25 protein-coding genes and 3 tRNA genes are annotated in these 22569 nt (G+C 62.6%); 15 read left to right on the top strand and 13 right to left on the bottom strand.

The window, feature by feature from the left end; all coding sequences use genetic code 11:
- Both FHS78_RS00745 and FHS78_RS00740 read right to left on the bottom strand, forming a co-directional pair.
- Complete coding sequence (locus FHS78_RS00745; protein ID WP_167089297.1) at positions 1 to 294, bottom strand: MrpF/PhaF family protein; 294 nt, start codon at positions 292 to 294, stop codon at positions 1 to 3.
- A complete protein-coding gene (locus FHS78_RS00740; RefSeq protein ID WP_205305140.1) occupies positions 291 to 806 on the bottom strand; it encodes a Na+/H+ antiporter subunit E in 516 nt (171 codons plus the stop codon). The genes FHS78_RS00745 and FHS78_RS00740 overlap by 4 nt, the downstream gene beginning before the upstream one ends.
- 324 nt (positions 807 to 1130) lie before the next feature.
- Between FHS78_RS00740 and FHS78_RS00735 the strand changes: the two genes are divergently transcribed.
- On the top strand, positions 1131 to 1715 hold the full coding sequence (locus tag FHS78_RS00735; protein ID WP_167089931.1) for a cold-shock protein: 585 nt from the start codon (positions 1131 to 1133) through the stop codon (positions 1713 to 1715).
- Between the two features lie 43 nt (positions 1716 to 1758).
- Complete coding sequence (locus FHS78_RS00730) at positions 1759 to 2208, top strand: PaaI family thioesterase (protein ID WP_167089295.1); 450 nt, start codon at positions 1759 to 1761, stop codon at positions 2206 to 2208.
- A 24-nt stretch (positions 2209 to 2232) separates the two neighbouring features.
- Here FHS78_RS00730 and FHS78_RS00725 read toward each other — a convergent pair.
- Positions 2233 to 2309: transfer RNA gene (locus FHS78_RS00725), tRNA-Pro, on the bottom strand.
- Positions 2310 to 2401: 92 nt separating this feature from the next.
- On the bottom strand, positions 2402 to 2635 hold the full coding sequence (locus FHS78_RS00720) for a hypothetical protein (protein WP_167089293.1): 234 nt from the start codon (positions 2633 to 2635) through the stop codon (positions 2402 to 2404).
- A gap of 229 nt (positions 2636 to 2864) precedes the next feature.
- Between FHS78_RS00720 and FHS78_RS19300 the strand changes: the two genes are divergently transcribed.
- From FHS78_RS19300 to FHS78_RS00680, 8 genes are all read left to right on the top strand, one after another.
- Complete coding sequence (locus FHS78_RS19300; protein ID WP_281356541.1) at positions 2865 to 3173, top strand: ETC complex I subunit; 309 nt, start codon at positions 2865 to 2867, stop codon at positions 3171 to 3173.
- A gap of 38 nt (positions 3174 to 3211) precedes the next feature.
- Positions 3212 to 3288 (top strand) — tRNA-Arg (locus FHS78_RS00710).
- Positions 3289 to 3461: 173 nt separating this feature from the next.
- Positions 3462 to 4466, top strand: coding sequence for a putrescine carbamoyltransferase (gene ptcA / locus FHS78_RS00705; RefSeq protein ID WP_167089291.1), 1005 nt, complete (start codon positions 3462 to 3464; stop codon positions 4464 to 4466).
- Between the two features lie 51 nt (positions 4467 to 4517).
- The gene (locus tag FHS78_RS00700; RefSeq protein WP_167089289.1) at positions 4518 to 5915 is read left to right on the top strand and encodes an APC family permease; all 1398 of its coding nucleotides are present in this window, start codon (positions 4518 to 4520) and stop codon (positions 5913 to 5915) included.
- A gap of 58 nt (positions 5916 to 5973) precedes the next feature.
- Positions 5974 to 7077 carry an agmatine deiminase gene (gene aguA, locus FHS78_RS00695; RefSeq protein WP_167089287.1) on the top strand — a complete coding sequence of 368 codons (1104 nt, stop codon included), beginning with the start codon at positions 5974 to 5976 and terminating at the stop codon, positions 7075 to 7077.
- Between the two features lie 10 nt (positions 7078 to 7087).
- The gene (gene arcC, locus FHS78_RS00690) at positions 7088 to 8011 is read left to right on the top strand and encodes a carbamate kinase (protein ID WP_167089285.1); all 924 of its coding nucleotides are present in this window, start codon (positions 7088 to 7090) and stop codon (positions 8009 to 8011) included.
- 129 nt (positions 8012 to 8140) lie between these two features.
- Entirely contained in the window at positions 8141 to 8869 is a 729-nt protein-coding gene (locus FHS78_RS00685; RefSeq protein ID WP_167089283.1) for a tetratricopeptide repeat protein, read from the top strand.
- A 125-nt stretch (positions 8870 to 8994) separates the two neighbouring features.
- Positions 8995 to 10302 carry a D-arabinono-1,4-lactone oxidase gene (locus FHS78_RS00680; protein ID WP_167089281.1) on the top strand — a complete coding sequence of 436 codons (1308 nt, stop codon included), beginning with the start codon at positions 8995 to 8997 and terminating at the stop codon, positions 10300 to 10302.
- A 20-nt stretch (positions 10303 to 10322) separates the two neighbouring features.
- Here the strand turns inward: FHS78_RS00680 and FHS78_RS00675 are convergent, their stop codons facing one another.
- Together FHS78_RS00675 and metC are read right to left on the bottom strand one after the other, a co-directional pair.
- Positions 10323 to 10547 carry an acyl-CoA carboxylase biotin carboxyl carrier protein subunit gene (locus FHS78_RS00675; protein ID WP_167089280.1) on the bottom strand — a complete coding sequence of 75 codons (225 nt, stop codon included), beginning with the start codon at positions 10545 to 10547 and terminating at the stop codon, positions 10323 to 10325.
- A gap of 33 nt (positions 10548 to 10580) precedes the next feature.
- Positions 10581 to 11753 (bottom strand): cystathionine beta-lyase, encoded by a 1173-nt coding sequence (metC, locus tag FHS78_RS00670; RefSeq protein WP_167089278.1) that lies wholly within the window; start codon positions 11751 to 11753, stop codon positions 10581 to 10583.
- A 178-nt stretch (positions 11754 to 11931) separates the two neighbouring features.
- On the opposite strand from metC, the gene FHS78_RS00665 reads away from it, so the two are divergent.
- From FHS78_RS00665 to FHS78_RS00650, 4 genes are read left to right on the top strand one after another with little or no spacing between them, the layout of a single operon-like run.
- Positions 11932 to 12972, top strand: a complete 1041-nt coding sequence (locus FHS78_RS00665; protein ID WP_425500282.1) for an amino acid ABC transporter substrate-binding protein — start codon at positions 11932 to 11934, stop codon at positions 12970 to 12972.
- Positions 12973 to 12981: 9 nt separating this feature from the next.
- The gene (locus FHS78_RS00660; protein WP_167089274.1) at positions 12982 to 14169 is read left to right on the top strand and encodes an ABC transporter permease subunit; all 1188 of its coding nucleotides are present in this window, start codon (positions 12982 to 12984) and stop codon (positions 14167 to 14169) included.
- The gene (locus tag FHS78_RS00655) at positions 14170 to 15282 is read left to right on the top strand and encodes an amino acid ABC transporter permease (protein ID WP_167089272.1); all 1113 of its coding nucleotides are present in this window, start codon (positions 14170 to 14172) and stop codon (positions 15280 to 15282) included.
- 9 nt (positions 15283 to 15291) lie between these two features.
- Positions 15292 to 16068, top strand: a complete 777-nt coding sequence (locus tag FHS78_RS00650; RefSeq protein ID WP_205305139.1) for an amino acid ABC transporter ATP-binding protein — start codon at positions 15292 to 15294, stop codon at positions 16066 to 16068.
- Between the two features lie 99 nt (positions 16069 to 16167).
- Here the strand turns inward: FHS78_RS00650 and FHS78_RS00645 are convergent, their stop codons facing one another.
- From FHS78_RS00645 to FHS78_RS00620, 6 genes are all read right to left on the bottom strand, one after another.
- Positions 16168 to 16692, bottom strand: a complete 525-nt coding sequence (locus FHS78_RS00645) for a GNAT family N-acetyltransferase (protein WP_167089270.1) — start codon at positions 16690 to 16692, stop codon at positions 16168 to 16170.
- Between the two features lie 9 nt (positions 16693 to 16701).
- On the bottom strand, positions 16702 to 17580 hold the full coding sequence (sseA, locus tag FHS78_RS00640) for a 3-mercaptopyruvate sulfurtransferase (protein ID WP_167089268.1): 879 nt from the start codon (positions 17578 to 17580) through the stop codon (positions 16702 to 16704).
- 23 nt (positions 17581 to 17603) lie between these two features.
- A complete protein-coding gene (locus FHS78_RS00635) occupies positions 17604 to 18605 on the bottom strand; it encodes a cysteine synthase A (protein WP_167089266.1) in 1002 nt (333 codons plus the stop codon).
- A gap of 94 nt (positions 18606 to 18699) precedes the next feature.
- Positions 18700 to 19314, bottom strand: a complete 615-nt coding sequence (locus FHS78_RS00630) for an NUDIX domain-containing protein (RefSeq protein WP_167089264.1) — start codon at positions 19312 to 19314, stop codon at positions 18700 to 18702.
- An 84-nt stretch (positions 19315 to 19398) separates the two neighbouring features.
- The gene (locus FHS78_RS00625; protein WP_167089262.1) at positions 19399 to 20664 is read right to left on the bottom strand and encodes an SAM-dependent methyltransferase; all 1266 of its coding nucleotides are present in this window, start codon (positions 20662 to 20664) and stop codon (positions 19399 to 19401) included.
- A 169-nt stretch (positions 20665 to 20833) separates the two neighbouring features.
- Positions 20834 to 20908: transfer RNA gene (locus FHS78_RS00620), tRNA-Asn, on the bottom strand.
- A 172-nt stretch (positions 20909 to 21080) separates the two neighbouring features.
- On the opposite strand from FHS78_RS00620, the gene FHS78_RS00615 reads away from it, so the two are divergent.
- Positions 21081 to 21359 carry a PGPGW domain-containing protein gene (locus tag FHS78_RS00615; RefSeq protein ID WP_167089260.1) on the top strand — a complete coding sequence of 93 codons (279 nt, stop codon included), beginning with the start codon at positions 21081 to 21083 and terminating at the stop codon, positions 21357 to 21359.
- Here FHS78_RS00615 and FHS78_RS00610 read toward each other — a convergent pair.
- Positions 21356 to 22450 (bottom strand): polysaccharide deacetylase family protein, encoded by a 1095-nt coding sequence (locus tag FHS78_RS00610; RefSeq protein ID WP_167089258.1) that lies wholly within the window; start codon positions 22448 to 22450, stop codon positions 21356 to 21358. The two genes, FHS78_RS00615 and FHS78_RS00610, sit on opposite strands and share 4 nt — an antisense overlap.
- Positions 22451 to 22569: the final 119 nt, after the last annotated feature.

The raw sequence follows: 22569 nt of genomic DNA, 5'->3' as shown, positions 1-22569 counted from the left end.
TCAGCCCTCCGCCCCGTCCCGGTTGCCCAGGCCGCGGCCGAGTGCGCGGTAACGGAAGAATTTCAGCACGGCGATCGTGCCGACGAAATTGATCAGTGCGTAGAGGAGGGCGATGTCCAGGAAGTCAGGGCGCTCGGTCAGGAAACCGATAAAGCCGAGCAGCAGAACGGTGAGCGTGCCGAAGGAATTCAGCGCCAGGACACGGTCGTAAAGGGCCGGACCGATATAGAGCCGGGCGAGAACGAGCAGCATGGCAACGACAAGGGCGGCGGTGCCGGCAATGAACAGGATCATCGGTGGCGGGCCTCTACTTTGGTCACCCGGTCGCCCATCTCCTCGAAGCCTTCGCTGCCGGTGAATTCGTCTGTCAGGGCGTGAACGAGAAAGGCGCCGTCGCCGGTCTCGACGGTAATCGTGCCGGGGGTGAGCGTAATGGAGTTTGCGAAGATCGTCCGTCCCATCTCGGTTTTCTGATCCCACGGTACCCGTATCAACTGCTGGGAGAGCGTCATGTCCCGAGACAGGATGACGCGGCAGACGGCCACGCTCGCCTTGAAGATCTCGCCGCCAAGCCAGCCCCAGTAAAGGAAAAGCGCGGGCCGGAGCTGCACGGGAACGGCTTCGTCGTCGAGCAGGCGCATGCGCGCGGCGAGATAGACGGTGAAGAGAACCGAGGCCACGCCAATCGAAAGAAGGAACGGCGTGAAGTAACCCGAAAGTGTGAGCCAGAGCGCTATGAGGGCGATCGTCAAGCTGATGGCTTTGACCATTTCGGTACCGGCGTCCTGATGGGTGCGGCGCAGCATAGCGGTTCCCCGAAGGCGTATGCCGGCTGCTGATGGGATGTTTTGCGCTGCGAAAAGGAGATTCTCGCTGCGACACGCTAATATGCACAGTCGCGCTATGGGGGGCAAGGAACCCCGGACACGGCCTGCGCCTTTGGATGACCTGAATATTAGAGAAACATTTTTTGACGACGGGCTTTGTCTTTACTGCCGCCGGATCGCTGTTATAGTTTTTTCATCTTGAGGGGGATCGTGGGGAGTATCCACGGACCAGAACGAAGTCCCGGCTTGTCTGAGCGGAGGCCATATCTGTCTCGGCACGTCGGATCGGTAATCGTGGCTGGGATGGAAGAACGGTTGGAGAGTGCGGCGGAATCCGTCGATAACGCATTCGAAGTATCTGGCGTCGTGAAATGGTTCGATGCGGTCAAGGGATATGGCTTCATCGTACCCGATGACGGACGAGAGGATGTGCTCGTTCACCTGTCATGTCTGAAGCAGGCGGGCAGGGAAATTCTCGAAGAGGGCGCGACCGTCACCTGCGAGGCGGTCAAGCGGCCCAAGGGCAATCAGGCAATCCGAATACTTGAAGTCGACGAGAGTACGGCCGTGCGCAGCGCCTCGTCCCAGGTGCCGGCGCGCAACCGCTCTCCGGCCTCGGCGGTGGTCGCCGTGGGCGAATACGAGATCGCGACCGTGAAATGGTTCAACCGCGCCCGGGGCTATGGCTTCGTGACGCGCGGGGACGGAACGCCGGACATTTTCGTGCATATGGAGACGCTGCGCCGCCACGGCATCCGGGATCTCGTTCCCGGGCAGAATGTCAGCGTCCGGTTCGGCGAAGGTCCGAAAGGGCTGATGGTGGCTGAGATCTCGCTTCCGGAAGGCAATGGAAACGGCGACGGTAACGGCTCGGATCAGGGCGACTGACCGGCTATAAGGCCCTATCCGATTTCCGGGAGACGAGTTGAGTATGCGCCGCGAAAAGCTTTCCGAGGACGATTCCGCCTATGACGATCCGCCCGAGGGGTTCGTCCCGTCCGGTACGCGCGGTCCCTACACCACGCATAACGGGCCCTTTTTCCATAAGGTGACGGAAGACGGCTTCTGGCACGGGGTGCGTGTGAGGGAGCGGCACTGCAATTCGCGCGGCATCACGCATGGCGGCATGTTGATGGCGTTTGCGGACGGTTTGCTCGGGACCGCGGTTTTCCGGGAAACCCAGACGGTGGCGCTGACCATCCGGATGACGTCGGATTTTCTCTCCTCCGCCCGGCCGGGCGATTGGCTGGAGGGGACGGCGCGCGTCGTCAAGGCGACGCGATCGGTCTGTTTTTGCGAAGCCGAGCTATATGTCGGAAGCCGCCCGGTCCTGAAGGCCAATGGCGTCTTCAAGCTGATGCAGCGGCACAAGGAAGGTTAGGGGAGCGGCCTTTCGGCCGGAAGATGGTCGGGGCGGCGTGATTCGAACACGCGACCCTCTGCTCCCAAAGCAGATGCGCTACCAGGCTGCGCTACGCCCCGACGGCTCCAAATCGCGGAGACCGTTCCAATACACCCGATTGCAGAGTCGCGGCAACCGGCCAGAACGGGCCGTCATCGCCCGGGGCGTTCGATCAGGCGGCCTTTGCCAGGATGGCCGAGTGCACCTCGTCTTCGCCCAGCCAATAGGCTCTGCTGGCGAGGCGTTCGACCCTGTCGGCCGGCCATACGTCCCGCCCGCCCCGGACAACCGGACCGGCGAGATCGAGGATGCATTCAATATCGCGACCGTTGAAGCCCTTGCTTTCGAGAAAGGCCTCGGTCTCGCGGCGGTCGAAATAGACGGGATTCGAGATGGCCTGCGCCATGGGGGGACCTCCTTCCGTCTCTGTCGGTTGTTGTCTAGGCGTGAGGCATGTCAGGGTCGTGACGCCTGTGAGACTTCTTGTTGTCAGGCCCGCGCCGTGCGGACCTGGGAGGGACGCTGAACGGCGTCCTGTGGTTCTTGTGGCTTGCAAATCTGACCTTATTGAGGCCATAAGATGCAAAATCGGTAAGTTTCGGCATTCTGTTCGATCGGATCTCGGGAGTTTGGATTTGGCGCATGTTCGCATCTACAAGCCGGCCAAGACGGCCATGCAGTCGGGCCGGGCCAAGACGAAGAAGTGGGTTCTCGATTTCGAGCCGTCCGCGCGGCGGCAGATCGAGCCGCTGATGGGCTGGACCAGTTCTCCGGATACGCGCCAGCAGCTTCGCCTGAGCTTCGAAACGAAGGAAGAGGCCGTCGCCTATGCCGAGAAGCATGGGTTGACCTATCGCGTTTTCGAACCGCATAGCGCCAAGGCGCCCGCCAAATCCTATGCGGACAATTTCAAGTTCGGCCGCAAGACCCTCTGGACGCATTGATCGACGTCCCTTGCCGGGCCGCCTCCGAGTGCTTCTTCGGTCCCGTAGCTCAACTGGATAGAGCACTCGCCTTCTAAGCGAGTGGTTGCAGGTTCAAGTCCTGCCGGGATCGCCACTCGCTTCCATTGTCTGTTTTTTACCTGAATTTTTAGGCCAGTTGTTGCGCTGCAAGACGGTGCGGCGACCTGCCATCCGTATTATTGCGGATACAAAGGCCAACGCCGGGGATGCATCATCCCGTCCATCGATCCGGGCTCACATCGGATCAGTCAGCGACGGAGGCAAGGCGTGCTCAGGCATTTCATTCAGACACAGGACTTTTCCAAGGAAGAACTGCTCAGGCTCATCGAGCTTATTCGCCTGCTCAAAAGAGCCGACAAGGAAGGCGCGTGTCCGAAGCTGCTGGCGGGCGCTTCGCTGGGCATGATCTTCGAGGAACCGTCGACGCGCACGCGGGTGTCCTTTGAAGTCGCGATGACGAAGCTGGGCGGCCACGCGCTTTATCTGCGTCCGGGCGAAATTCATATGGGAGAGCGGGAATCGATCAGCGACACGGCCAAGGTCGTGTCCCGGATGGTCGACGTCATCGAGGCGCGCACGCTCAAGCATCAGACCGTTCTCGATCTGGCCAAATATGCGACCGTGCCGGTGCTCAACGGGCTGACCGACTACAACCATCCCACCCAGGTCGTGTGCGATGTCTTCACGATGATCGAGCATGCGCCCAAGGGAAAGAAGCTGGAAGACTTCAACGTCACCTTTGTCGGCGACGCCACCAATGTCTGCACCTCGCTGATGATGATTTGCACGCATCTGGGCATGTCCTTCACCCATGCGGCGCCGAAGAAATATCAGCTCTGGGACGAGATGCGGAAAATCGGCGAGGAAAACTGCAAGCAGTCCGGCGGCAGCCTCACCATCACCGACGATCCGGCGGCGGCGGTCTCGAATGCCGATTTCATCTACACCGATTTGTGGTGGTGGGTCGGACAGGAAGACGAGATCCCGGAACGGCGCGACGCCTTCATGCCCACCTTCCAGGTGAATGCCGATCTCGTTTCCAAAGCGCCCGACACCGTCAAGATCATGCATTGCCTGCCGGCCTCGCGAGGCGTGGAGGCGACCGACGAGGTGCTGGATTCCGACAAGTCGGTCATTTTCGATCAGGCGGAAAACCGTCTTCATACTGAAAAAGCGTTGCTTGTCTATTTCGTGTATCCGCGCCTCAAGCATGCGTCGGAGGCTCTCGTCGCACATCATCAAGGTGAGATCGAAGCCTTCATGGGGGGCTGACGGGGCAGTTCAGAGAGTGAGTTCGGCTGAAAAACAAACGGGGTTATAGAGATGTCGGAAACTTCCGCGGGACCGGACGCGAACGGCGCCGGTGGGTTCAAGAAGGTGTTGAGGGGGCTCGATATGACCCTTTTCACCGTTTGCGCAATTCTGGTGATCGACCAGTTGGCCGCCTCCGCCGCGATCGGCGCGCAGTCGGTCTTCTGGTGGATTTTCACCATGATCCTTTTCTTTATTCCCTACGGCCTGATCACGGCCGAACTGGGCAGCACCTATCCCGATCAGGGCGGTATCTATGCCTGGGTGCGGCGCGCTTTCGGTCCCAAATGGGGCGGGCGAACCGCATGGCTCTGGTGGATCAACGTGGCTCTCTGGCAGCCTTCCGTGTTCATTCTGTTCGCGGGTATTTTTGCCACTCTCTTCATTCCGGGCCTGCCGCTGTGGTGGCAGATCGGGATCGCGGTCGTCCTGACCTGGCTCGTGGCCTGGATCAACATTATCGCGCTCGATGTCGGTAAATGGGTGCCGAATGTGGGCGCGGTCTTCAAGGTCGCGATCATGCTCACCATCGGCATTGGCGGCTTCGTCTATGCAAGCCAGCATGGCGTGGCAAACGAGCTGACGCTGGAGAGCATGGCGCCGAGCTGGGGAGCGACGCTCGCCTTCCTGCCGGTCATTGTCTACAACTTCATGGGCTTCGAGCTGATGTCGGGTGCCGGCGCGGAGATGAAAAACCCCGCGCGCGACGTGCCGCTCGCCATCGTGGTATCGGGCGTTCTGATCGCCGCTTTCTATCTGCTGGGCACCATCGGAATTCTGATCGCCCTGCCGATGGACGAGATCAATCTCGTGGAAGGCATCATCGATACGCTTCGTCAGTTGCTCGGCGATAGCGGAGCGGGGCAGGCCGCCGTCTATGTGCTGGGTATCATGGCGCTCTACACCTTCGTGGCGAACATGGTGACCTGGACGCTCGGGGCGAACCGGTCGGCGGCGGAAGCGGCCAATGAGGGCGCATTGCCGACGATGTTCGAAAAGCTGCATCCGGTTCACAAGACGCCGGCCTCGGCGGCCATCGTGACTGCGGTGGTGACGACCGTCGTGATCGTGATCTACGGCTTCATGGCGGCCGATGCGGAAGACCTGTTCTGGACGCTTTTCGCCTTCTCGTCGGTGGTGTTCCTGTTGCCCTATCTGCTGATGTTCGCCGCCTTCCTGCGGCTCAGGACCATCGATGCCGACCGGCCGCGCGCCTATCGCGTCCCGGGGGGCAACAGCACGGCCTGGGTCCTGTCGCTTGTCTGCATGGCGTTCATCGTCCAGGCGATCGTGTTCTTCATCTACATTCCGGGCGAGTTCGACTGGAACTATGCCTTGTCCATCGTCGCCGGCGTGGTCGCGACGCTGATCGTCGGTGAAGTGCTGATCCGGATGGGCAAGAAAGTCTGACCCGGGTTCAATGCGCCGGGCCCTTCGGGGCCCGGCATCCGTTCTTTTGGAGAGTGCCATGAGCAAACGCCTGCAAACCACCCCTCGTGCCGACGGCTTCCGGATGCCCGGCGAATTCGAGCCCCATGCGGGGTGCTGGATTTTGTGGCCCGAGCGGCCGGACAACTGGCGTCTCGGCGCGAAGCCGGCCCAGGAGGCGTTCGTCGCCGTGGCCCGGGCGATTTCCGCCAGCGAGCCGGTTACGATGGCGGTTTCCCCGCGCCAGTTCCAGAATGCGCGGGCCATGCTGCCGGAGACCGTGCGGGTCGTCGAAATCTCCAATGACGATTCATGGATACGCGATTGCGGTCCCACATTCGTGACCAATGCCGATGGCGAGATCCGGGCCATCGACTGGATCTTCAATTCATGGGGCGGTCTGGAAGGTGGGCTCTATTTTCCGTGGGATCAGGACGATCTCGTCGCGTTGAAGGTTGCCGAAATCGAGAAGGCGCACAGCTACCGCGCGCCCATCGTGCTGGAGGGCGGCTCCATTCACGTCGACGGGGAAGGCACCTTGCTGACGACCGAGGAATGTCTGCTCAACAAGAACCGGAATCCGGGGCTTTCGCGTCGGGAGATTGAAGACGTGCTGGGCGAGTATCTGAACATCACCAAGGTGATCTGGCTGGAGCGGGGCGTTTTCAACGACGAAACGAACGGGCATGTGGATAATATCGCTTGCTTCGTGGAGCCCGGCGTCGTCGCGCTGACGTGGACGGACGACAAGTCGGATCCGCAATACGAGATTTCGCTCGACGCTTACGAGCGGCTGAGCGCGGCGACCGATGCGCGGGGCCGCAAGCTCGACATCCACAAGATTCATCAGCCGTCGCCGATCCTCATCACGGCTGAAGAGTCGGCGGGGGTCGATGTCGTCGAGGGAACCCAGCCCCGGCGCGAGGGCGACCGGATGGCGGCGTCCTATGTGAACTTCTATATCGGGAATTCGGTGGTGGCCGTGCCCGCCTTCGGCGATCCGATGGACGAGCCAGCCGCCGAGACGCTCCGCAAGCTCTTTCCCGGGCGTCATGTGACGCAGGTGCCCGCGCGGGAAATCCTGCTCGGCGGGGGCAATATTCATTGCATCACGCAGCAGCAACCTGTGGGCATTGCCGGGTAGGGTTGAGGCCATGCGGATTGTCGTTGCCTTGGGCGGGAATGCCCTTCTGAAGCGTGGTGAACCGCTGACGGCGGAGAACCAGCGCCGGAACATGCGCGAAGCGGCGGGCCAGCTCGCGGCTATCGCGAAAGGCCATGAGCTGGTTCTGGTTCATGGCAACGGTCCGCAGGTCGGCCTGCTCGCGCTGGAAGCGGATGCCTATAAGGACGTGCCGTCCTATCCGCTCGACATTCTGGGCGCGGAGTCCCAGGGCATGATCGGCTATGTCATCGCGCAGGAACTTCAGGCCGAACTCGCGGATCGTTCGATTGCGACGCTCATCACCCGGACCGTGGTCGATGGCGAGGATCCCGCCTTCCAGACGCCGACCAAGCCCATCGGCCCGGTTTATACGGCGGAGCAGGCAAAGGAGCTGGCCTCGGCGCGGCGCTGGCACATGGTGGACGAGGGCAAGGCCGGCTGGCGGCGCGTCGTGGCGTCGCCTCGTCCGCGCGAGATCGTGGAGCTGTCGGCCATCTCCACGCTGCTTGCCTCCGGCGCGATGGTGATTTGCGCCGGCGGTGGCGGCGTTCCCGTCATTCCGCGCGAAGGCGGCGGGCTTTCCGGCGTGGAGGCCGTGATCGACAAGGACCGCGCGGCGGCTTTGCTGGCGCATCGGCTCAAGGCGGACAGGCTGGTGATTCTGACGGATGTCGATGGCGTGTTCGCGGGGTGGGGAACGCCGGATCAGACCTTGATTACGGAAATTAAAGCTGCCGAGGCGGACGGCTCCGGCTATGCGGCCGGCTCCATGGGCCCCAAGGTGGAGGCCGCCGCCTATTTCGCGCAGGAAGCGGGCAAAACCGCCTCGATCGGCAGTCTTTCCAGGGCGTTGGCGGTTTTCGAGGGCGAGGCGGGGACCCATATCACGCCCGATGCTCGCCGCGACGGCTGAGCGACCCGCCGTCCGGGCCAGATAACCAAGGTTTAAGTTGCGCCGCTTGGCGATGACTTTCATCCTTCATGGCAGGGATGATGTGCAGTGCCGTATGCACATTGGAGAACGAGCGGAGGAGGCTATTTCATGCACAAGGAAACGAGCGGGTCGGCCCGGCAACGCCAGGATGTACTGACCGCGCTGACGGTGGCCGCGGCGGCTTTGCTGCTGGCCCTGTCGTTGAACTTCGTGCGGCCGGCCTTTGCCGAGACCGACGAATTGATCACCACGGCCGACCAGGTGAAGGACGCCAGCGAGGCGGCCGGTGTGGACCTCTATCACCGGGGCTTTTACGAGGCGGCGATGAAGGTCTGGAAACGCGCCGTGGAAGAGAAGCAGGATCCGGGCGCGGCCTTCCGTCTGGGAGAAGAGTATTTCGATGCCAAGGTCGTGGACCGGAGCATGACCGACGCGGTGAAATACATGATGATCGGCGCGGAAGGCGGCGACCCCCGGGCGCAGATGGATCTCGGCACCTATTACGACAAGGGCTGGGGCGTGAAGCATGACCGGGAACTCGCGGCCAGGTGGTACAAGGCGGCGGCGGATAACGGCAAGCCCGACGCGCAGTACAATATCGGCACCATGTATGAGGACGGCGAGGGCGTCGAAAAGAACCTGAAGCTCGCTTACGCCTATTATCTCATGGCGGCCAAGAACGGTTTCCCAAACTATCCCGCCGAGGCGATCCAGCGTCTGTCGAAGGAGATGGAGCCCGCGGATATCAAGGCGGCCTCCAAAATGGCGGCGACAATGATGAAATCGCAGCCGCAGGATCCGCTTGCGCCCGCGGCGGCGGCGGAGTCCATGAAATAGGATCGCGGTGTCTTCATACCCCGCGGCATTATCCCCGGCTTGTGCCGGGGATTTTCGTTTGCGGGCAAGGGTCTGTCGCCATGCCGGGCAAGCGGGTAGCATGACCGCATAGAACAGGAGGAGCCATGAGTACCGTTTGGTCGAACTGGTCGGGCTGGGTCAAAGCCTGGCCGAAGGAAATCCTGACGCCGGAGAACGAGGCGGCGCTGGCGGGCATCGTCGGCGAGGCGTCGGGCCCCGTTCGCGTTGCGGGCCGGGGGCACTCCTTCACGGCGATCGTTCCCTCCGACGATGTGCTGCTTTCTCTGGAAAAAATGAGCGGTGTGGCGTCCCACGACGCCAATGCGCAGACGGCGCGCATCGCCGCGGGCACCACGATCCGCGATCTCGGTCCGCTGCTGCACGAAAAGGGGCTGGCGCTTGCCAATCAGGGCGATATCGACCGTCAGGCGCTCGCCGGCGCGGTGGGAACCGGAACGCATGGCACGGGCGGCAAGCTCGGCTCTCTCTCGGCCGCGGTGAAAGGCTTCCGTCTGGTCACGGCCTCGGGCGAGGTGCTCGAGTGCAGCCGGGCCGAGAACAGCGACGTTTACGATGCGGGCCGTGTCAGTTTCGGCAGCCTGGGCGTGATGAGCGAAATCGAGATGCAGTTACGGCCGTCCTATGCGCTGGAAGAGGGCGGCGGCCGCATGGCGCTCTCCGAGGCGCTGGCCAAGGCGCCGGAAATGCGCGATGCCAACCGCCATTTCGAGTTTTTCTGGTTTCCCTTTGCCGACGACGTGCTGGTGAAGACGCTCAACGAAACGGATCGGCCCGCGAAGCCGCGTCGTCGCGCGCCGGACGGCGAAATGTCCCGTGGCGACGTAATCATGCAGCGCGCCTGCGAGGCGGCGCGTTTCCTGCCGCCATTGCGCGGGCCGCTTCAGCGCTTCATGACGCGCAATGCGGGCGAGCGTTATGCGCCGGGCCAGGCCGGAAAGGCGCGATGGTCATACGATGCCTTTCCGAGCGACCGGAACGTCCGGTTCAACGAAATGGAATATGCCGTCCCTGCCGAGCGCGGGCCGGACTGCATCGCAGAGGTCGGGGCCTACATGAAGAAGTGCGGGGTGAATTTCCTCTTCCCGCTCGAATTCCGCTATGTCGCGGCGGACGATGCGTGGCTGAGCCCGTTCCACGAGCGCGACAGCGTGACGATTTCCGTCCACCAGTATCATCGCCAGCCCTATGCGGAGCTCTTCAAGGGCGTGGAAGCCATCTTCGCGCGTTATGAGGGACGGCCGCACTGGGGCAAGCTGCACACGCTCGGCGAGGCCGAGCTGCAAAAGCTCTATCCGCGTTGGGATGACTTCCAGCAAGTGCGCCGCAGGCTCGACCCCGGCGGCAAATTCCTCAATCCGCATCTGAGGCGTCTCTTCGGCGAGGAAGCGTAAGCGGCGAGGAAGCGTAGGGCTCAGCTTTCCTCGACGATGGCGACGACCTGTCCTTCCGCGACGGGCTCCTCCTCGGCGACGAGAATTTCCACAAGCGTGCAGTCGAAGGGCGCATCGACCGGAATTTCCATCTTCATCGATTCAAGGATGAGGATGGGATCTTCCTCTTCCAGCGTGTCGCCGATACCGGCTTCGATCTTCCAGACCTTTCCGGCGATTTCGCTTTTGACTTCTTTGCGGGCCAATGGGGATGTCCTGTTGTCGGTCGATGGCAAGGGTTAGCGGGCGGCATTCAGCCGGTCGAAACCGGCTTCGAGGTCGGCGATGAGATCCTCGGGCGCTTCCAGTCCCGCATGGATGCGCAGCAGCGGGCCTTCCGCCGCGTATTTCGTCGCTGTACGGATCTTTGCGGGATATTGCGGCACGATCAGGCTTTCATAGCCGCCCCAGCTATATCCCATTCCGTAAAGCTCAAGATCGTCCAGCATCGCGGCCAGCGCATCGTCCGTGCAGGGTGTGAGTTCGATGGAAAACAAACCGCTTGCGCCGGTGAAGTCGCGCTGCCAGAGCGCGTGATCGGGGTGGCTCGGCAGGGCGGGGTGAATGACGCGCGCAACCTCGGGTTGCGTTTCCAGCCAGCGCGCCAGTTCGAGGCCCGTTTCCATATGCTGTTTCAGCCTCACGCTAAGGGTGCGGAGCCCGCGCTGGATGAGATAGGCGTCGTCCGGCGCAAGGCACATGCCGATTTCGCCATGGCCGTCGATGGTCTGCTTCCAGGCTTCCTCGGTGGTGGTGATCGTGCCGGCCATCACATCGGAATGGCCGCACAGATATTTCGTCGCCGCCTGAACGGATATGTCGACGCCATGCTCGAAGGGTTTGAAGAAGAGCGGCGAGGCCCAGGTGTTGTCCATGATGACGAGCGCGCCGCCTTCATGCGCCGCTTCGGCGATGGCGGGAATGTCCTGCACCTCGAAGGTGACCGAGCCCGGCGATTCCACGAAGACGACGGATGTGGCGGGCCGGATGAGCGTCGATATGTCTCCGCCGATGCGGGGATCGTAATATTCGACATCGACGCCGAAGCGGGTGAGCGTCGTATCGCAGAAATGCCGGGTCGGACCGTAGACGCTGTCCGTCATCAGCAGATGATCGCCCGCTTTCAGGTTGGCGAGCAGCGAGACGGTGACGGCGGCGAGGCCGGACGGGGCGAGGGCGCAATGCGCGCCGCCCTCGAGTTCGGCCACGGCCTCGGCCAGCATGGCGGTGGTGGGCGTGCCGCGGCGTCCATAGGTGTATTTGACCTCGCGCTTCTTCAGCGACTGGAAGGTCGGATAGAGAATCGTGGAGGCGTGATAGACGGGCGGGTTGACAACCCCGAAATTGGCTTCCGGGTCGCGCCCCGCCGTGACAATCGTCGTTTCCGGACGGGAGAATTTCTTTTCGCTCATAATATCCCGGCGTGGTGCTGGCTGCCTCAGGCCTTGCGCTGAGGCGCATCGTGGTTAGTCTCTTGGCGGACACCATAACATCTTGTCACAGGGCGCTGGCAAAGGAAGCGGGATGGAGAATCGATTTCAGGCTCTTTTAATGGGCCTCGTGCTCGGAGCGGCGATCGTCTATCTCTTCATGCCCATTGCCAAAGCGCCCGGTCCGGCGGGCAATCGGCTTGCGGCGGTGGATCGCGCGACCGGCGAGGCGCGGCCGGAAACGGCGGCGGGCGACACGCTTGCGCGGGTGCGCGAGCGGGGCGAACTCGTCTGCGGCGTGAATCAGGGGCTTCCCGGTTTTTCGAATCCCGACGACAAGGGGCGCTGGTCGGGCATCGATGTGGACTATTGCCGGGCCATCGCGGCGGCGATTTTCGACGATCCGGACAGGGTGAAATTCCGCCCGCTCAATGCGAAGGACCGTTTCACGGCGCTTCAATCCGGCGAGATCGACATTCTGTCGCGCAACACGACATGGACCATGTCGCGCGATACGCAGCTCGGGCTCGATTTCGCGGGCGTCGTTTATTATGACGGCCAGGGTTTTCTGGTTCACAAGGATTCCGGCATCGCGCATGCCGCCGATCTCGACGGCGCGACGATCTGCACACAGACAGGCACCACGACCGAACTCAACGTCGCGGATTATTTCCGGTCGAACGGGTACAAATACAAGGTGCTTTCCTACGAGAAGAACGACGAGGCGCTCGCCGCCTATGACGATCACCGCTGCGATGCCTATACCACCGATGCGTCGGGCCTGGCGGCGGTCCGGCTGAAGATGAAGGATCCTTCCCGGCATCTCATTCTGCCGGAAATCATTTCAAAGGAACCTCTGGGGCCGGTGGTGCGGCAGGGCGATCCGCAATGGGCCGACATTGCGCGCTGGACGCTTTTCGCCCTCATCAATGCCGAGGAACTGGGCGTCACCTCCGGTAATGTGGAGGAGATGAAAAGTTCCGACTCGCCGCGCGTCCGGCGGCTCCTCGGCGGCGAGGGCGCTTATGGCAATGCGATAGGCCTGAGCGACGACTGGGTCGTGCGCATTATCCGTCATCTCGGGAACTACGGCGAAGTGTTCGAGCGGAATGTCGGCACGAATACGAAACTCGGAATCGAGCGCGGCCTGAACGCGCTCTGGAACAAGGGCGGCATCATGTATGCGCCGCCGATCCGATAGGTGACGGGCGTGGCGGGGGCAGCGGCAAGGGACAAGCGGAAGATCGGGCTGAAATGGTCCAATCCGGCGGTGCGCTCGGTCGTCTATCAGGCGGCCCTGATCGCGCTGGTGCTCTATGGCGGCTGGTTCATCGTCACGACGACGCAGGCCAATCTGGCGCGGCTGAATATCGCGACGGGTTTCGGCTTCATGGACAATACGGCCGGTTTCGGCATCGTTCAGTCGCTCATTCCCTATACGGAAGAATCCTCCTATGGCCGCGCCTTTCTGGTCGGCCTGATCAATACGCTGATGGTCGCCGGTATCGGTATCGTTCTGGCGACGATCCTCGGTTTCTTCGTCGGCGTGGCGCGCCTTTCGACCAACTGGCTGGTCTCGAAGATCGCCTGGGCCTATGTCGAGGTGATGCGGAACATTCCGCTGCTGCTGCAATTGTTCTTCTGGTATTTCACCGTTCTGCGGCCGCTTCCGGCGCCGGTCGACAGCCTTTCGCCGGTGGAAGGCGTCTATCTGAACAATCGCGGCGTGGTCGTGCCGTCGCCCGTCTTCGGCGAGAGTTCGGCCTTTTTCGGCATTGTCGTGCTGCTGTCTCTGGTCGCGGGCTATGCGGTCCTTCGCTGGGCCCGGAAACGGCAATCCGCGACGGGTGAGATATTTCCCGCCTGGCGCACGGCCATTGCGATCGTGCTGGGCGTTCCCGCGCTGGCGTGGCTTTTCGGCGGAGCGCCTTTCACGCTCGATTTTCCGGCCTATCGGGGCTTCGGTTTCGATGGCGGGATGCGCCTCATACCCGAATTCATCGCCTTGCTTCTCGGCCTCACGCTTTACACGGCGGCCTTCATCGCGGAGATCGTTCGCGCCGGTATTCTGTCGGTCAGCCATGGGCAGACGGAAGCCGCCTATGCGCTCGGCCTGCCGGCGGGCCGGACGTTGCGCCTCGTCGTCATTCCGCAGGCGCTCCGGGTCATCGTGCCGCCGCTGACGAGCCAGCTTCTCAACCTCACCAAGAATTCCTCTCTGGCCGTTGCGATCGCCTATCCCGACCTCGTGGCGGTGTTCGCCGGTACGGTGCTGAACCAGACGGGGCAGGCCATCGAGGTCATCGCGCTCACCATGGCCGTCTATCTCACGATCAGTCTCGTCACCTCGTTCCTGATGAACCTCTACAACGCCCGTGTGGCCATACAGGAGCGGTAGATGACGGATATGGCATCGCAGATCCAAAAGCCGCGGGAGCCGCTGTCCATCGGGCGGGGGATTACATGGCTGCGGAAAAACCTGTTTTCGAGCTGGTTCAATACCGCACTGACCCTGCTGTCGCTTTATGTCATCTGGCTGGTCGTCCCGCCGCTGATCGATTTCGCGATTATCGATGCGGTCTGGACCGGGGCCTCGCGCGAGGCGTGTCTCGGGCCGGATGCCGGGGCCTGCTGGCCGTTCGTCTGGGCCAATATCGACCAGTTCCTCTACGGGCGGTATCCGTCGTCGGAAGTCTGGCGGGTCTATGTCGTATTCGCCCTTGGCGCGATAGGGCTCGTCCCGGCGCTCATTCCGGCGGCGCCGGCGAAGCGCTTCAACCTGATCTTCCTGCTCGTCGCCTATCCCGTCATCGCCGTCACGCTGCTCGCTGGCGGGCGTCCGGGCCTGCCCGCGGTCGATACAAGCTATTGGGGCGGGTTGTTGGTGACGCTTGTGGTGGCGGTCACCGGCATCGTGATCTCGCTGCCGCTCGGTATCGTGCTCGCTCTGGGGCGGCGCTCTTCCATGCCCGCGATCCGTCTGGTCTCCATCGTCTTTATCGAGTTCTGGCGCGGCGTTCCGCTTGTCACGGTTCTTTTCATGGCAAGCGTCATGCTGCCGCTCTTCCTGCCGGAAGGGGTCTCTCTCGACAATCTCTTGCGTTGTCTGGTCGGCGTGGCGCTTTTCGCCTCGGCCTATATGGCGGAAGTGGTGCGCGGCGGGCTGCAGGCCATTCCCCGCGGTCAGTACGAGGCGGCGCGGGCCGGCGGGCTCAGCTATTGGCAGGCCATGGGGCTCGTCGTATTGCCCCAGGCGTTGCGTCATGTCATTCCGGGGATCGTCAACACCTTCATCGGCCTCTTCAAGGATACGACGCTGGTGCTGATCGTCGGCATCTTCGATCTGCTGGGGCAGGTGCGCTCGCAATTGAGCGATCCGAACTGGTCGGTGCCGCAGGGCGCGATTACCGGCTATCTCTTTGCCGCCCTGGTATTCTGGGTCTTCTGCTTCGGCATGGCCCGCTATTCAGCCTATATGGAGCGCCGGTTGAACGCCGGATCGCGCCGCTAGGAGACCTTCATGTCCGACACCGCCGTTCCGCCGAAAATGAAAGTCTCCGACAAGGCGATTATCGAGATATCCCATCTCGATAAATGGTTCGACGATTTCCATGTCCTGAAGGACATCAACCTCACGGTGAACGAGGGCGAGCGGATCGTCATTGCCGGGCCGTCGGGGTCCGGCAAGTCGACGCTGATCCGCTGCATCAATCATCTCGAAACGCATGATGCCGGGTCCATTGTGGTGGACGGGATCGAGCTGTCGGACGATCTCAAGAAGATCGACAGCGTACGGCGCGAAGTCGGGATGGTATTCCAGCAGTTCAATCTTTTTCCGCATATGACGGTGCTTGAGAACTGTACGCTCGCCCCCGTCTGGGTACGGAAAATGCCGGAGCATGAAGCGCGCGATCTGGCGATGAAATATCTGGAGCGCGTCCAGATACCCGAGCAGGCCCATAAATATCCGGGGCAGCTTTCGGGCGGCCAGCAGCAGCGCGTCGCCATCGCGCGCGCCTTGTGCATGAACCCGCGCGTCATGCTGTTCGACGAACCCACCTCCGCGCTCGATCCGGAAATGATCAAGGAAGTGCTGGATGTGATGGTGGAGCTTGCGAAAGAAGGCATGACCATGCTCTGCGTCACGCATGAAATGGGCTTCGCGCGCGAAGTGGCCAATCGCGTCGTCTTCATGGACGGGGGGGAGATCGTGGAAACGGCCGATCCGGAAACCTTCTTCAATCATCCCAAGAACGAGCGGACGAAGACGTTCCTGTCGCAGATTCTGGCCCATTGATCTGAGGCGTCATTGCGAGCGCAGCGAAGCAATCCAGTGCCACACGGCACGGCGTGGATTGCTTCGTCGCTGCGCTCCTCGCAATGACGGGGGCCTGTCCTAGTCCACCTCTTCCAGCTCGACTTCCTCGCGGCCGCAGACGCTGAAGCCTGCGCGCTGATACATGGTCAGCGCGCGCGGGTGGTCGAGCGTGCAGGTCTGCACGATCAGGCGCTGCGGATGGCGCGCCCAGGCGATGCGGATCGCTTCCTGCAACAGGAAGGCGCCAAGCCCTTCCCCGATGAATTCGGGCATCAGGCCGAGGAAGGACAGTTCGGCGCGGGGCATGAAGCGGAAGTCGAGTTCGGCAAATCCGGCCGGGACGCCGTTCATGTAGAGAACGTAGATCTCGACATTCTCGTCATGGATGATCGCGCCGAGTTCCAGGTCGGTCAGCCGCTTGCGATTGACCCAGACATAGTCCCTGCCGATGGCGTCATAAAGATAGCGGTAAAAGTGGATCGGCGGCCGTTCGGCGCGGAGAAGCGCGCATTTGCCGCGCGGGCAGGGGCAGGGGCGCTTTGCGTGCACGGGCTCCGCCGGCATTTCCAGATGCGTGACGGTTGTCTTGTGCTTCCTGCCCATGCGCCTGTCTCAGCATTCGTGAGGCAGGTCGGACCGCGATCCCCATTCGGCCCATGAGCCGTCATAGACGGCGACGCGGGGCAGGCCGAGTTCATGCAGCGCCAGCGCCAGAATGCAGGCCGTTACGCCGGAGCCGCAGGAGGTGACGATCGGGCGACGCAGGTCGATGCCCGCCTTCTGGAACAGGTCGCGCAGCTCCTCGCGCGGTTTCATCGTGCCGTCTTCACTGAGCAGGGATCCGGCGGGCACGTTGACGCTGCCGGGAATATGGCCGGAGGCGAGGCCTGCACGCGGCTCCGGGTCCGTGCCGTTGAAGCGTCCCGGCCCGCGCGCATCCACGATCTGCTCGGATTGCGTTTCCAGATCGCGCGCCACGGCGTCGCAGTCGCGGATCAGCATGGTGTTGCGCCGCGCCGTATAGTGGCGCGCACCGCTGCGCGACGCTTCGTCGGTGACCGGGCGTCCCTCGGCCTTCCACTTCTTGAGGCCGCCATCCAGCACGACGACGTCGTCATGGCCCATGACGCGGAACATCCACCAGACGCGGGCGGCGCTGAAAAGCCCTGCGCCATCATAGACGACCACCCGCGTACCGTCGCCGAGGCCCATCTTGCGCATGCGGGAGGAGAATTTTTCCGGGCTCGGCAGCATATGCGGATAGGGGCTGTCGAGATCGCAGATTTCGTCGATATCGAAAAAGAGCGCGCCGGGAATATGCTCGCGCTCATATTCCGCGCGGGGATCGCGCTGATGCTCGGGCAGGTACCAGGACGCATCGACGATCGTCACATCGGGCGCTTCGAGATGGCGGGCGAGCCAGTCGGTGCTGACGAGAGCGGAAGAGGCGGCTGTCGCTTCTCTGGCCAGGGGGGATGGATCGGCAGCCATTTCTCGTTTCCTCTCTGGGCGTCTCAGGAGAGCCAGGCCGGGGCCGGCAGTCCTTTTTCTTTCAGGAACGTCGGGTTGAACAGTTTGCTCTGATACCGTGTGCCGTAGTCGCAAAGGATCGTGACGATGGTATGACCCGGTCCCATTTCCTTTGCCAGCCGAATGGCGCCGGCGACATTGATGCCGCTGGAGCCGCCAAGGCAGAGGCCTTCATTCTGCAAGAGATCGAAGATGATGGGGAGGGCTTCCTCATCGGGGATCTGGAACGGATGGTCGATCGGCGCGCCTTCGAGGTTCGCCGTGATGCGGCCCTGACCGATGCCCTCGGTGATGGACCCGCCCTCGGATTTCAGTTCGCCGTTCTTGTAATAATTGTAGAGCGCGGCGCCCATCGGGTCGGCGAGGCCGATCTGGATATCCTTGTTGCGCTCTTTCAGCGCCATGCCGGTGCCGGCCAGCGTGCCGCCCGTGCCGACGGCGCAGATGAAGCCGTCCACCTTGCCGTCCGTCTGGGCGTAGATTTCCGGGCCCGTGGTTTCGATATGCGCCTGGCGGTTGGCGACATTGTCGAACTGGTTGGCCCAGATGGCGCCGCCGGGCTCTTTCGCGTTCAGTTCCTCGGCGAGGCGGCCCGAATATTTCACGTAGTTGTTCGGGTCCTTGTAGGGCACCGCCGGAACCTCGATGAGTTCGGCGCCGCACAGCCGCAGCATGTCCTTCTTTTCCTGAGACTGGGTCTCGGGAATGACGATCACGCTCCGGAAGCCCAATGCGTTGCCGACCAGCGCCAGGCCGATGCCGGTATTGCCCGCCGTGCCTTCGACGATGACGCCGCCGGGTTTCAGCGTGCCCTTGGCCAGCGCGTCCTGGATGATGAAGAGCGCGGCGCGGTCCTTGACCGACTGGCCCGGGTTCAGGAACTCGGCCTTGCCGAGAATGTCACACCCGGTTTCCTCCGAGGCCTTTTTCAGCCTGAGGAGGGGGGTGTTGCCGATCGCGTCGGCGAGGCCGTTTTTGATGTCCATCGGGCGTTTCTTGATGTTCGTTGCGAAATTGTCGGTGCTGGGAACATACGGAGCGGCGGCGGCCACTTCAAGTAAGGGGCCGGCGAAAAAGGCTTTACCTCAGCCGTTCGGGATTCAACGCAACCCATTGAATCATAAAGGCTGTCTTTGCGTCGCGGATGCGGCCGTCATTGATGGCGGCCAGGGCGTCGGCAAGGGGCACCGCCACGGCGCGAATATCCTCATGCTCATGGTCGAGGCCGTGAATGCCGCCGGCGGAGGAGAGGTCCGCCCGGGCGGCGAAGATATAGGAGCGTTCGCCATAGCCGCCGGGGGACGACCAGAAGGGGCCGATGAGGATCGGATCGTCGATCAGGCAGTCCGCCTCTTCCTGCGCTTCGCGGATGGCCACCTCGGCGGGCGTCTCGCCCGGATCGATGATCCCGGCAATCGCCTCGAAGAGCCAGGTCGCCTCGCCATGGACCAGGCCGCAGGGCCGGAACTGCTCGACGAGCAGGATGGCGTCCAGCGCCGGATCGTAGGGCAGCACGCAACTGACCTCGCCGATGGTGTAGACGTCGCGCGTGACGACATCCGACCAGCCGCCTTCAAACAGGCGATGGCGGAAGGTGAAGCGCTCCAGCTTGCCCCATCCCTGTCCGATGGTTTCGCGCGATTGCCGGTCGACATCGTCGAGCGTACGGGGGCTGGGCGTCAGGCGTTTTTCCATCGGAGGCGACTCGTTTCGGCGGGAAATAGGCCGTCACGGTAGCAGCCGATGGCGGCCTGCCAAAGCGGTTCGGGCCTCGGCCCGTCAGGCCTTGGCGGGCCGTGCGAGCGTCACCTGCGTCACGTCGATATTGCCGGTGCGGAAGCCCGCTTCGCAGTAGCTGAGATAGAATTCCCACATGCGGCGGAAGCGGTCGTCGAAGCCCATGGGCTGGATCTCCGGCCAGGCGCCCAGAAAGCGCTCCCGCCATTGCTTCAGCGTTTCCGCATAGTCGAGACCGAAATCGAAATTGCCGACCCATGTGAGGCCCGCCCTTGTCACCTGGTCGCGCAGGGCCGACGGCGAGGGAAGCATGCCGCCGGGAAAGATGTAGCGCTGAATGAAGTCGGCGCGCCTGCGATAGGTGGCAAAGGAGACGTCGTTGATGGTGATGATCTGCAATCCCGCCACGCCGCCGGGTTTGAGGCAGCGATGAAGCGCGTCGAAATAGGAGGGCCAGTATTGTTCGCCGACCGCCTCGAACATCTCGATGGAAGCGACGCGGTCGTATTTTTCCTTCACGTCGCGATAGTCCTGATAGCGGATTTCGACGCGGTCGCTTAAGCCAGCCTTTTCCATGCGCTCGCGGGCGAAGGCGAGCTGTTCCTTGCTGATGGTGATGCCCGTTACGCGGCAGCCGATTTCCCGCGCGGCGAATTCGGCAAAGCCGCCCCAGCCGCAACCGATCTCCAGAAGCTCGTGTTCCGGCTTCAGCTCGATCCGTTCGGCGAGCATCCGGTATTTGTTTTCCTGCGCTTCCGGTAGCGGCTGGCCGGGATGCGCGAAATGCGCGGAGGAATAGGTCATGCTCGGATCCAGCCAGCGGCGGTAGAAATGGTTTCCGAGGTCGTAGTGATACTCGATGTTGCGCTTCGAGCCGGATCGGGAGTTGCGCCGCGCGAGATGGCGCAGCCGGGCCAGGGCCTTCATCAGGCCGAAGCCGTGGCGCTGGCGCTGAAGCGCGTGCTTGTTGTTTTCGACGAGCTGCAGGAAAGCGGTGACGTCGGGCGTGGTCCACATGCCTTCGAGAAAGGCTTCCGCCGCTCCCAGGTCGCCGCCGGTGAAAAAGCGCCGGGCGACGGCGGTGTCCCTGAGTTCCATCACCGCATGGGGGCCGTCCTCGGGCCCCTCGAAGCGAAACCGGCGACCGTCGGGCAGGGTGAGGTCGAGCGCGCCATAGCGCAGCCGCATCAAAAGGCGGAAGGCAAGCCGCAGAAAGAACGGCAGCGGCTTGATCGCCCGCAGATTGGCGGGCGTGACCAATGTGGTGGCAAGCAGATCGTGCCTGGGGGAACCGGTGGTTTCTGTCATGGCGTCGGAACCTCCTCCTTGCTCCGGTCATCGAAATGAATGACAGGGCTGATCGGGCCACGCCTTTGTTACGAACCGGGGACGGGCACGGTTCAGCAGGTCTTTTGGATATGGTGACGGAGACGGAAAGAAAAAGCCACGGCGCAGAGACTGCACCGTGGCTTCAAAATGGCTCCCCGGGCCGGATTCGAACCAGCGACCAACCGGTTAACAGCCGGTTGCTCTACCACTGAGCTACCGGGGATCAGATCGGCACACGTCCGGACTGCTTGCCGCCGCGCGTCGATGAAGGCTGCATATAGCAAAAGCGTTGGCGGGCTGCCAACCGAAATTCCTTACAATCGACATCTTGGATATCTATTTAGAGCAGGCAGTGCCGGGGATTTCCGGCTTTGAGCAGAAACCGGGACGGGAAAATGGCGCGTGTGCGTCTTGGCAACAGGGAATTCAAGGCTCCGGGTACGCCGCTGACCCGGACAATCGCCGGTATTGCCCTGATATTCGGAGGCGTCCTCGGCTTTCTCCCGATTCTCGGCTTCTGGATGATTCCGCTGGGCATCATCATCCTGTCGGTGGATTTCCACCCGGTGAGGCGTTTTCGCCGGAAGGTCGAGGTCCGATGGGGGCGGTGGCGGCAAAATACGCGCTCGGGTGATTCGTCCGCGGCGACGGATGGCAGCCGGGCTTCCGACTAGTCGATCCCCATGGAAGCGATCGGCTTGCCGAGCGCGAAGGGCAGGCCGCTCAGCAGCGTCTCCACCATTCGTATGTCCTGAAATTCCCCGTTGAGCGAGAGCCGGGGCAATGCGCACATCCTGTCGCGGTGCCGGGGCTGGATGAGGCCCTTGCGCGTGGTGGTCGCGGTGCGAAAGCCCATCTCGGCGATCAGCCGGAAATCGCGCTCGCCCGCCGAGCCGTGATCGCCATAGGGATAGGAGAAATGCGTCGGGCGCTTGCCGAGTTCGGCCTCGTGGCGGGCAAGGCCGCGCTCGACTTCCGCGCGCGCCGCCGCGTCCGTCAGGCCGGACAGGGCGAAGTGTCCCGCCGTATGCGCCTCGATGCGGGCCAGCGGATGGCGCGCGAGGCTGCGCAGCTCGTCCCAGCTCATGGCGGCATCTTTTGCGATGGAGGCCACCGGAACATTGTGCTGCTCCGCGAGCGCGGCGATGACGGCCCGCATCTCGCTTTCCGGCCTTTTGCGCAGGCTCCAGTAGATCGTCTGCCAGGCGGCCTTCTTGTCGTCCGTGGTCGCGGTCGGGATGACGACCGGCTTTCCCTCCAGCTCCATCGTGATCTGCCTTGCCGTGCCGATGACGTTCTCGAGCGTGATCCACCAGAGGTCCGCCTTTCCGTCGGGCAGGTCGGTCGCCAGATAGACGGTGAAAGGGGTTTCGTGGCGCTCGAAGACGGGCAGGGCCTCGGTGAAATTGTCCCGGTAACCGTCATCCAGCGTGAAGGCGGCGAATTTCCGTTCATGGCCGGTTTCGATGCGGCGGGCGGCCTCGTCGAGGTCGACGCAGTCATAGCCGAGCCGTTTCACCAGGCGGATCGTCTCGTCCAGAAAATCGGGGGTGATCTCCAGCAGCCGGTTCGGCTGGAAGGGCGCCGTGCTTTCGGGCCGCACCCGATGCAGCATGAAAATGACCCCGAGGCCCGAAAGGAAGCGTGGTGCCATGCGGTGGCCGCGCAGGGCGTGGATCGCCAGCAACCCCGTTCTCATCAGGGAGGGCTCGGGGGCGGGCCCCCTTGCCACGGGGGCCGCCACGCCTGCGTCTGTATCGGCCATTTCACCTTGATCCGCTAAATCCCGACTTTTCGACGGGATATTGCACGCCGTTTGCAAACCTCATGCAGCAAACAGAGTGCATGTCCGGAATTGAGAAATCCTTTCCGAAACTGCGCCGA

This window comes from Parvibaculum indicum (assembly GCF_011762095.1).
GTDB classification, from domain to species: Bacteria; Pseudomonadota; Alphaproteobacteria; order Parvibaculales; family Parvibaculaceae; genus Parvibaculum; species Parvibaculum indicum.
This window is presented reverse-complemented; position numbering and strand designations above follow the sequence as displayed.

Bases quoted from the DNA above. Each gene is read 5' to 3' on its own strand.
- FHS78_RS00740 (WP_205305140.1), bottom strand. From the start codon at position 806: ATGCTGCGCCGCACCCATCAGGACGCCGGTACCGAAATGGTCAAAGCC.
- metC (WP_167089278.1), bottom strand. From the start codon at position 11,753: ATGAGCGAAAAGAAATTCTCCCGTCCGGAAACGACGATTGTCACGGCG.
- FHS78_RS00700 (WP_167089289.1), top strand. From the start codon at position 4,518: ATGTCGGAAACTTCCGCGGGACCGGACGCGAACGGCGCCGGTGGGTTC.
- FHS78_RS00685 (WP_167089283.1), top strand. From the start codon at position 8,141: ATGCACAAGGAAACGAGCGGGTCGGCCCGGCAACGCCAGGATGTACTG.
- sseA (WP_167089268.1), bottom strand. From the start codon at position 17,580: ATGGCTGCCGATCCATCCCCCCTGGCCAGAGAAGCGACAGCCGCCTCT.
- FHS78_RS00610 (WP_167089258.1), bottom strand. From the start codon at position 22,450: ATGGCCGATACAGACGCAGGCGTGGCGGCCCCCGTGGCAAGGGGGCCC.
- FHS78_RS00615 (WP_167089260.1), top strand. From the start codon at position 21,081: ATGGCGCGTGTGCGTCTTGGCAACAGGGAATTCAAGGCTCCGGGTACG.
- FHS78_RS00745 (WP_167089297.1), bottom strand. From the start codon at position 294: ATGATCCTGTTCATTGCCGGCACCGCCGCCCTTGTCGTTGCCATGCTG.
- FHS78_RS00635 (WP_167089266.1), bottom strand. From the start codon at position 18,605: ATGGACATCAAAAACGGCCTCGCCGACGCGATCGGCAACACCCCCCTC.
- aguA (WP_167089287.1), top strand. From the start codon at position 5,974: ATGAGCAAACGCCTGCAAACCACCCCTCGTGCCGACGGCTTCCGGATG.
- arcC (WP_167089285.1), top strand. From the start codon at position 7,088: ATGCGGATTGTCGTTGCCTTGGGCGGGAATGCCCTTCTGAAGCGTGGT.
- FHS78_RS00645 (WP_167089270.1), bottom strand. From the start codon at position 16,692: ATGGGCAGGAAGCACAAGACAACCGTCACGCATCTGGAAATGCCGGCG.
- FHS78_RS00655 (WP_167089272.1), top strand. From the start codon at position 14,170: ATGACGGATATGGCATCGCAGATCCAAAAGCCGCGGGAGCCGCTGTCC.
- FHS78_RS00730 (WP_167089295.1), top strand. From the start codon at position 1,759: ATGCGCCGCGAAAAGCTTTCCGAGGACGATTCCGCCTATGACGATCCG.
- FHS78_RS00630 (WP_167089264.1), bottom strand. From the start codon at position 19,314: ATGGAAAAACGCCTGACGCCCAGCCCCCGTACGCTCGACGATGTCGAC.
- FHS78_RS00680 (WP_167089281.1), top strand. From the start codon at position 8,995: ATGAGTACCGTTTGGTCGAACTGGTCGGGCTGGGTCAAAGCCTGGCCG.
- FHS78_RS00720 (WP_167089293.1), bottom strand. From the start codon at position 2,635: ATGGCGCAGGCCATCTCGAATCCCGTCTATTTCGACCGCCGCGAGACC.
- FHS78_RS00650 (WP_205305139.1), top strand. From the start codon at position 15,292: ATGTCCGACACCGCCGTTCCGCCGAAAATGAAAGTCTCCGACAAGGCG.
- FHS78_RS00625 (WP_167089262.1), bottom strand. From the start codon at position 20,664: ATGACAGAAACCACCGGTTCCCCCAGGCACGATCTGCTTGCCACCACA.
- FHS78_RS00735 (WP_167089931.1), top strand. From the start codon at position 1,131: ATGGAAGAACGGTTGGAGAGTGCGGCGGAATCCGTCGATAACGCATTC.
- FHS78_RS00665 (WP_425500282.1), top strand. From the start codon at position 11,932: ATGCCCATTGCCAAAGCGCCCGGTCCGGCGGGCAATCGGCTTGCGGCG.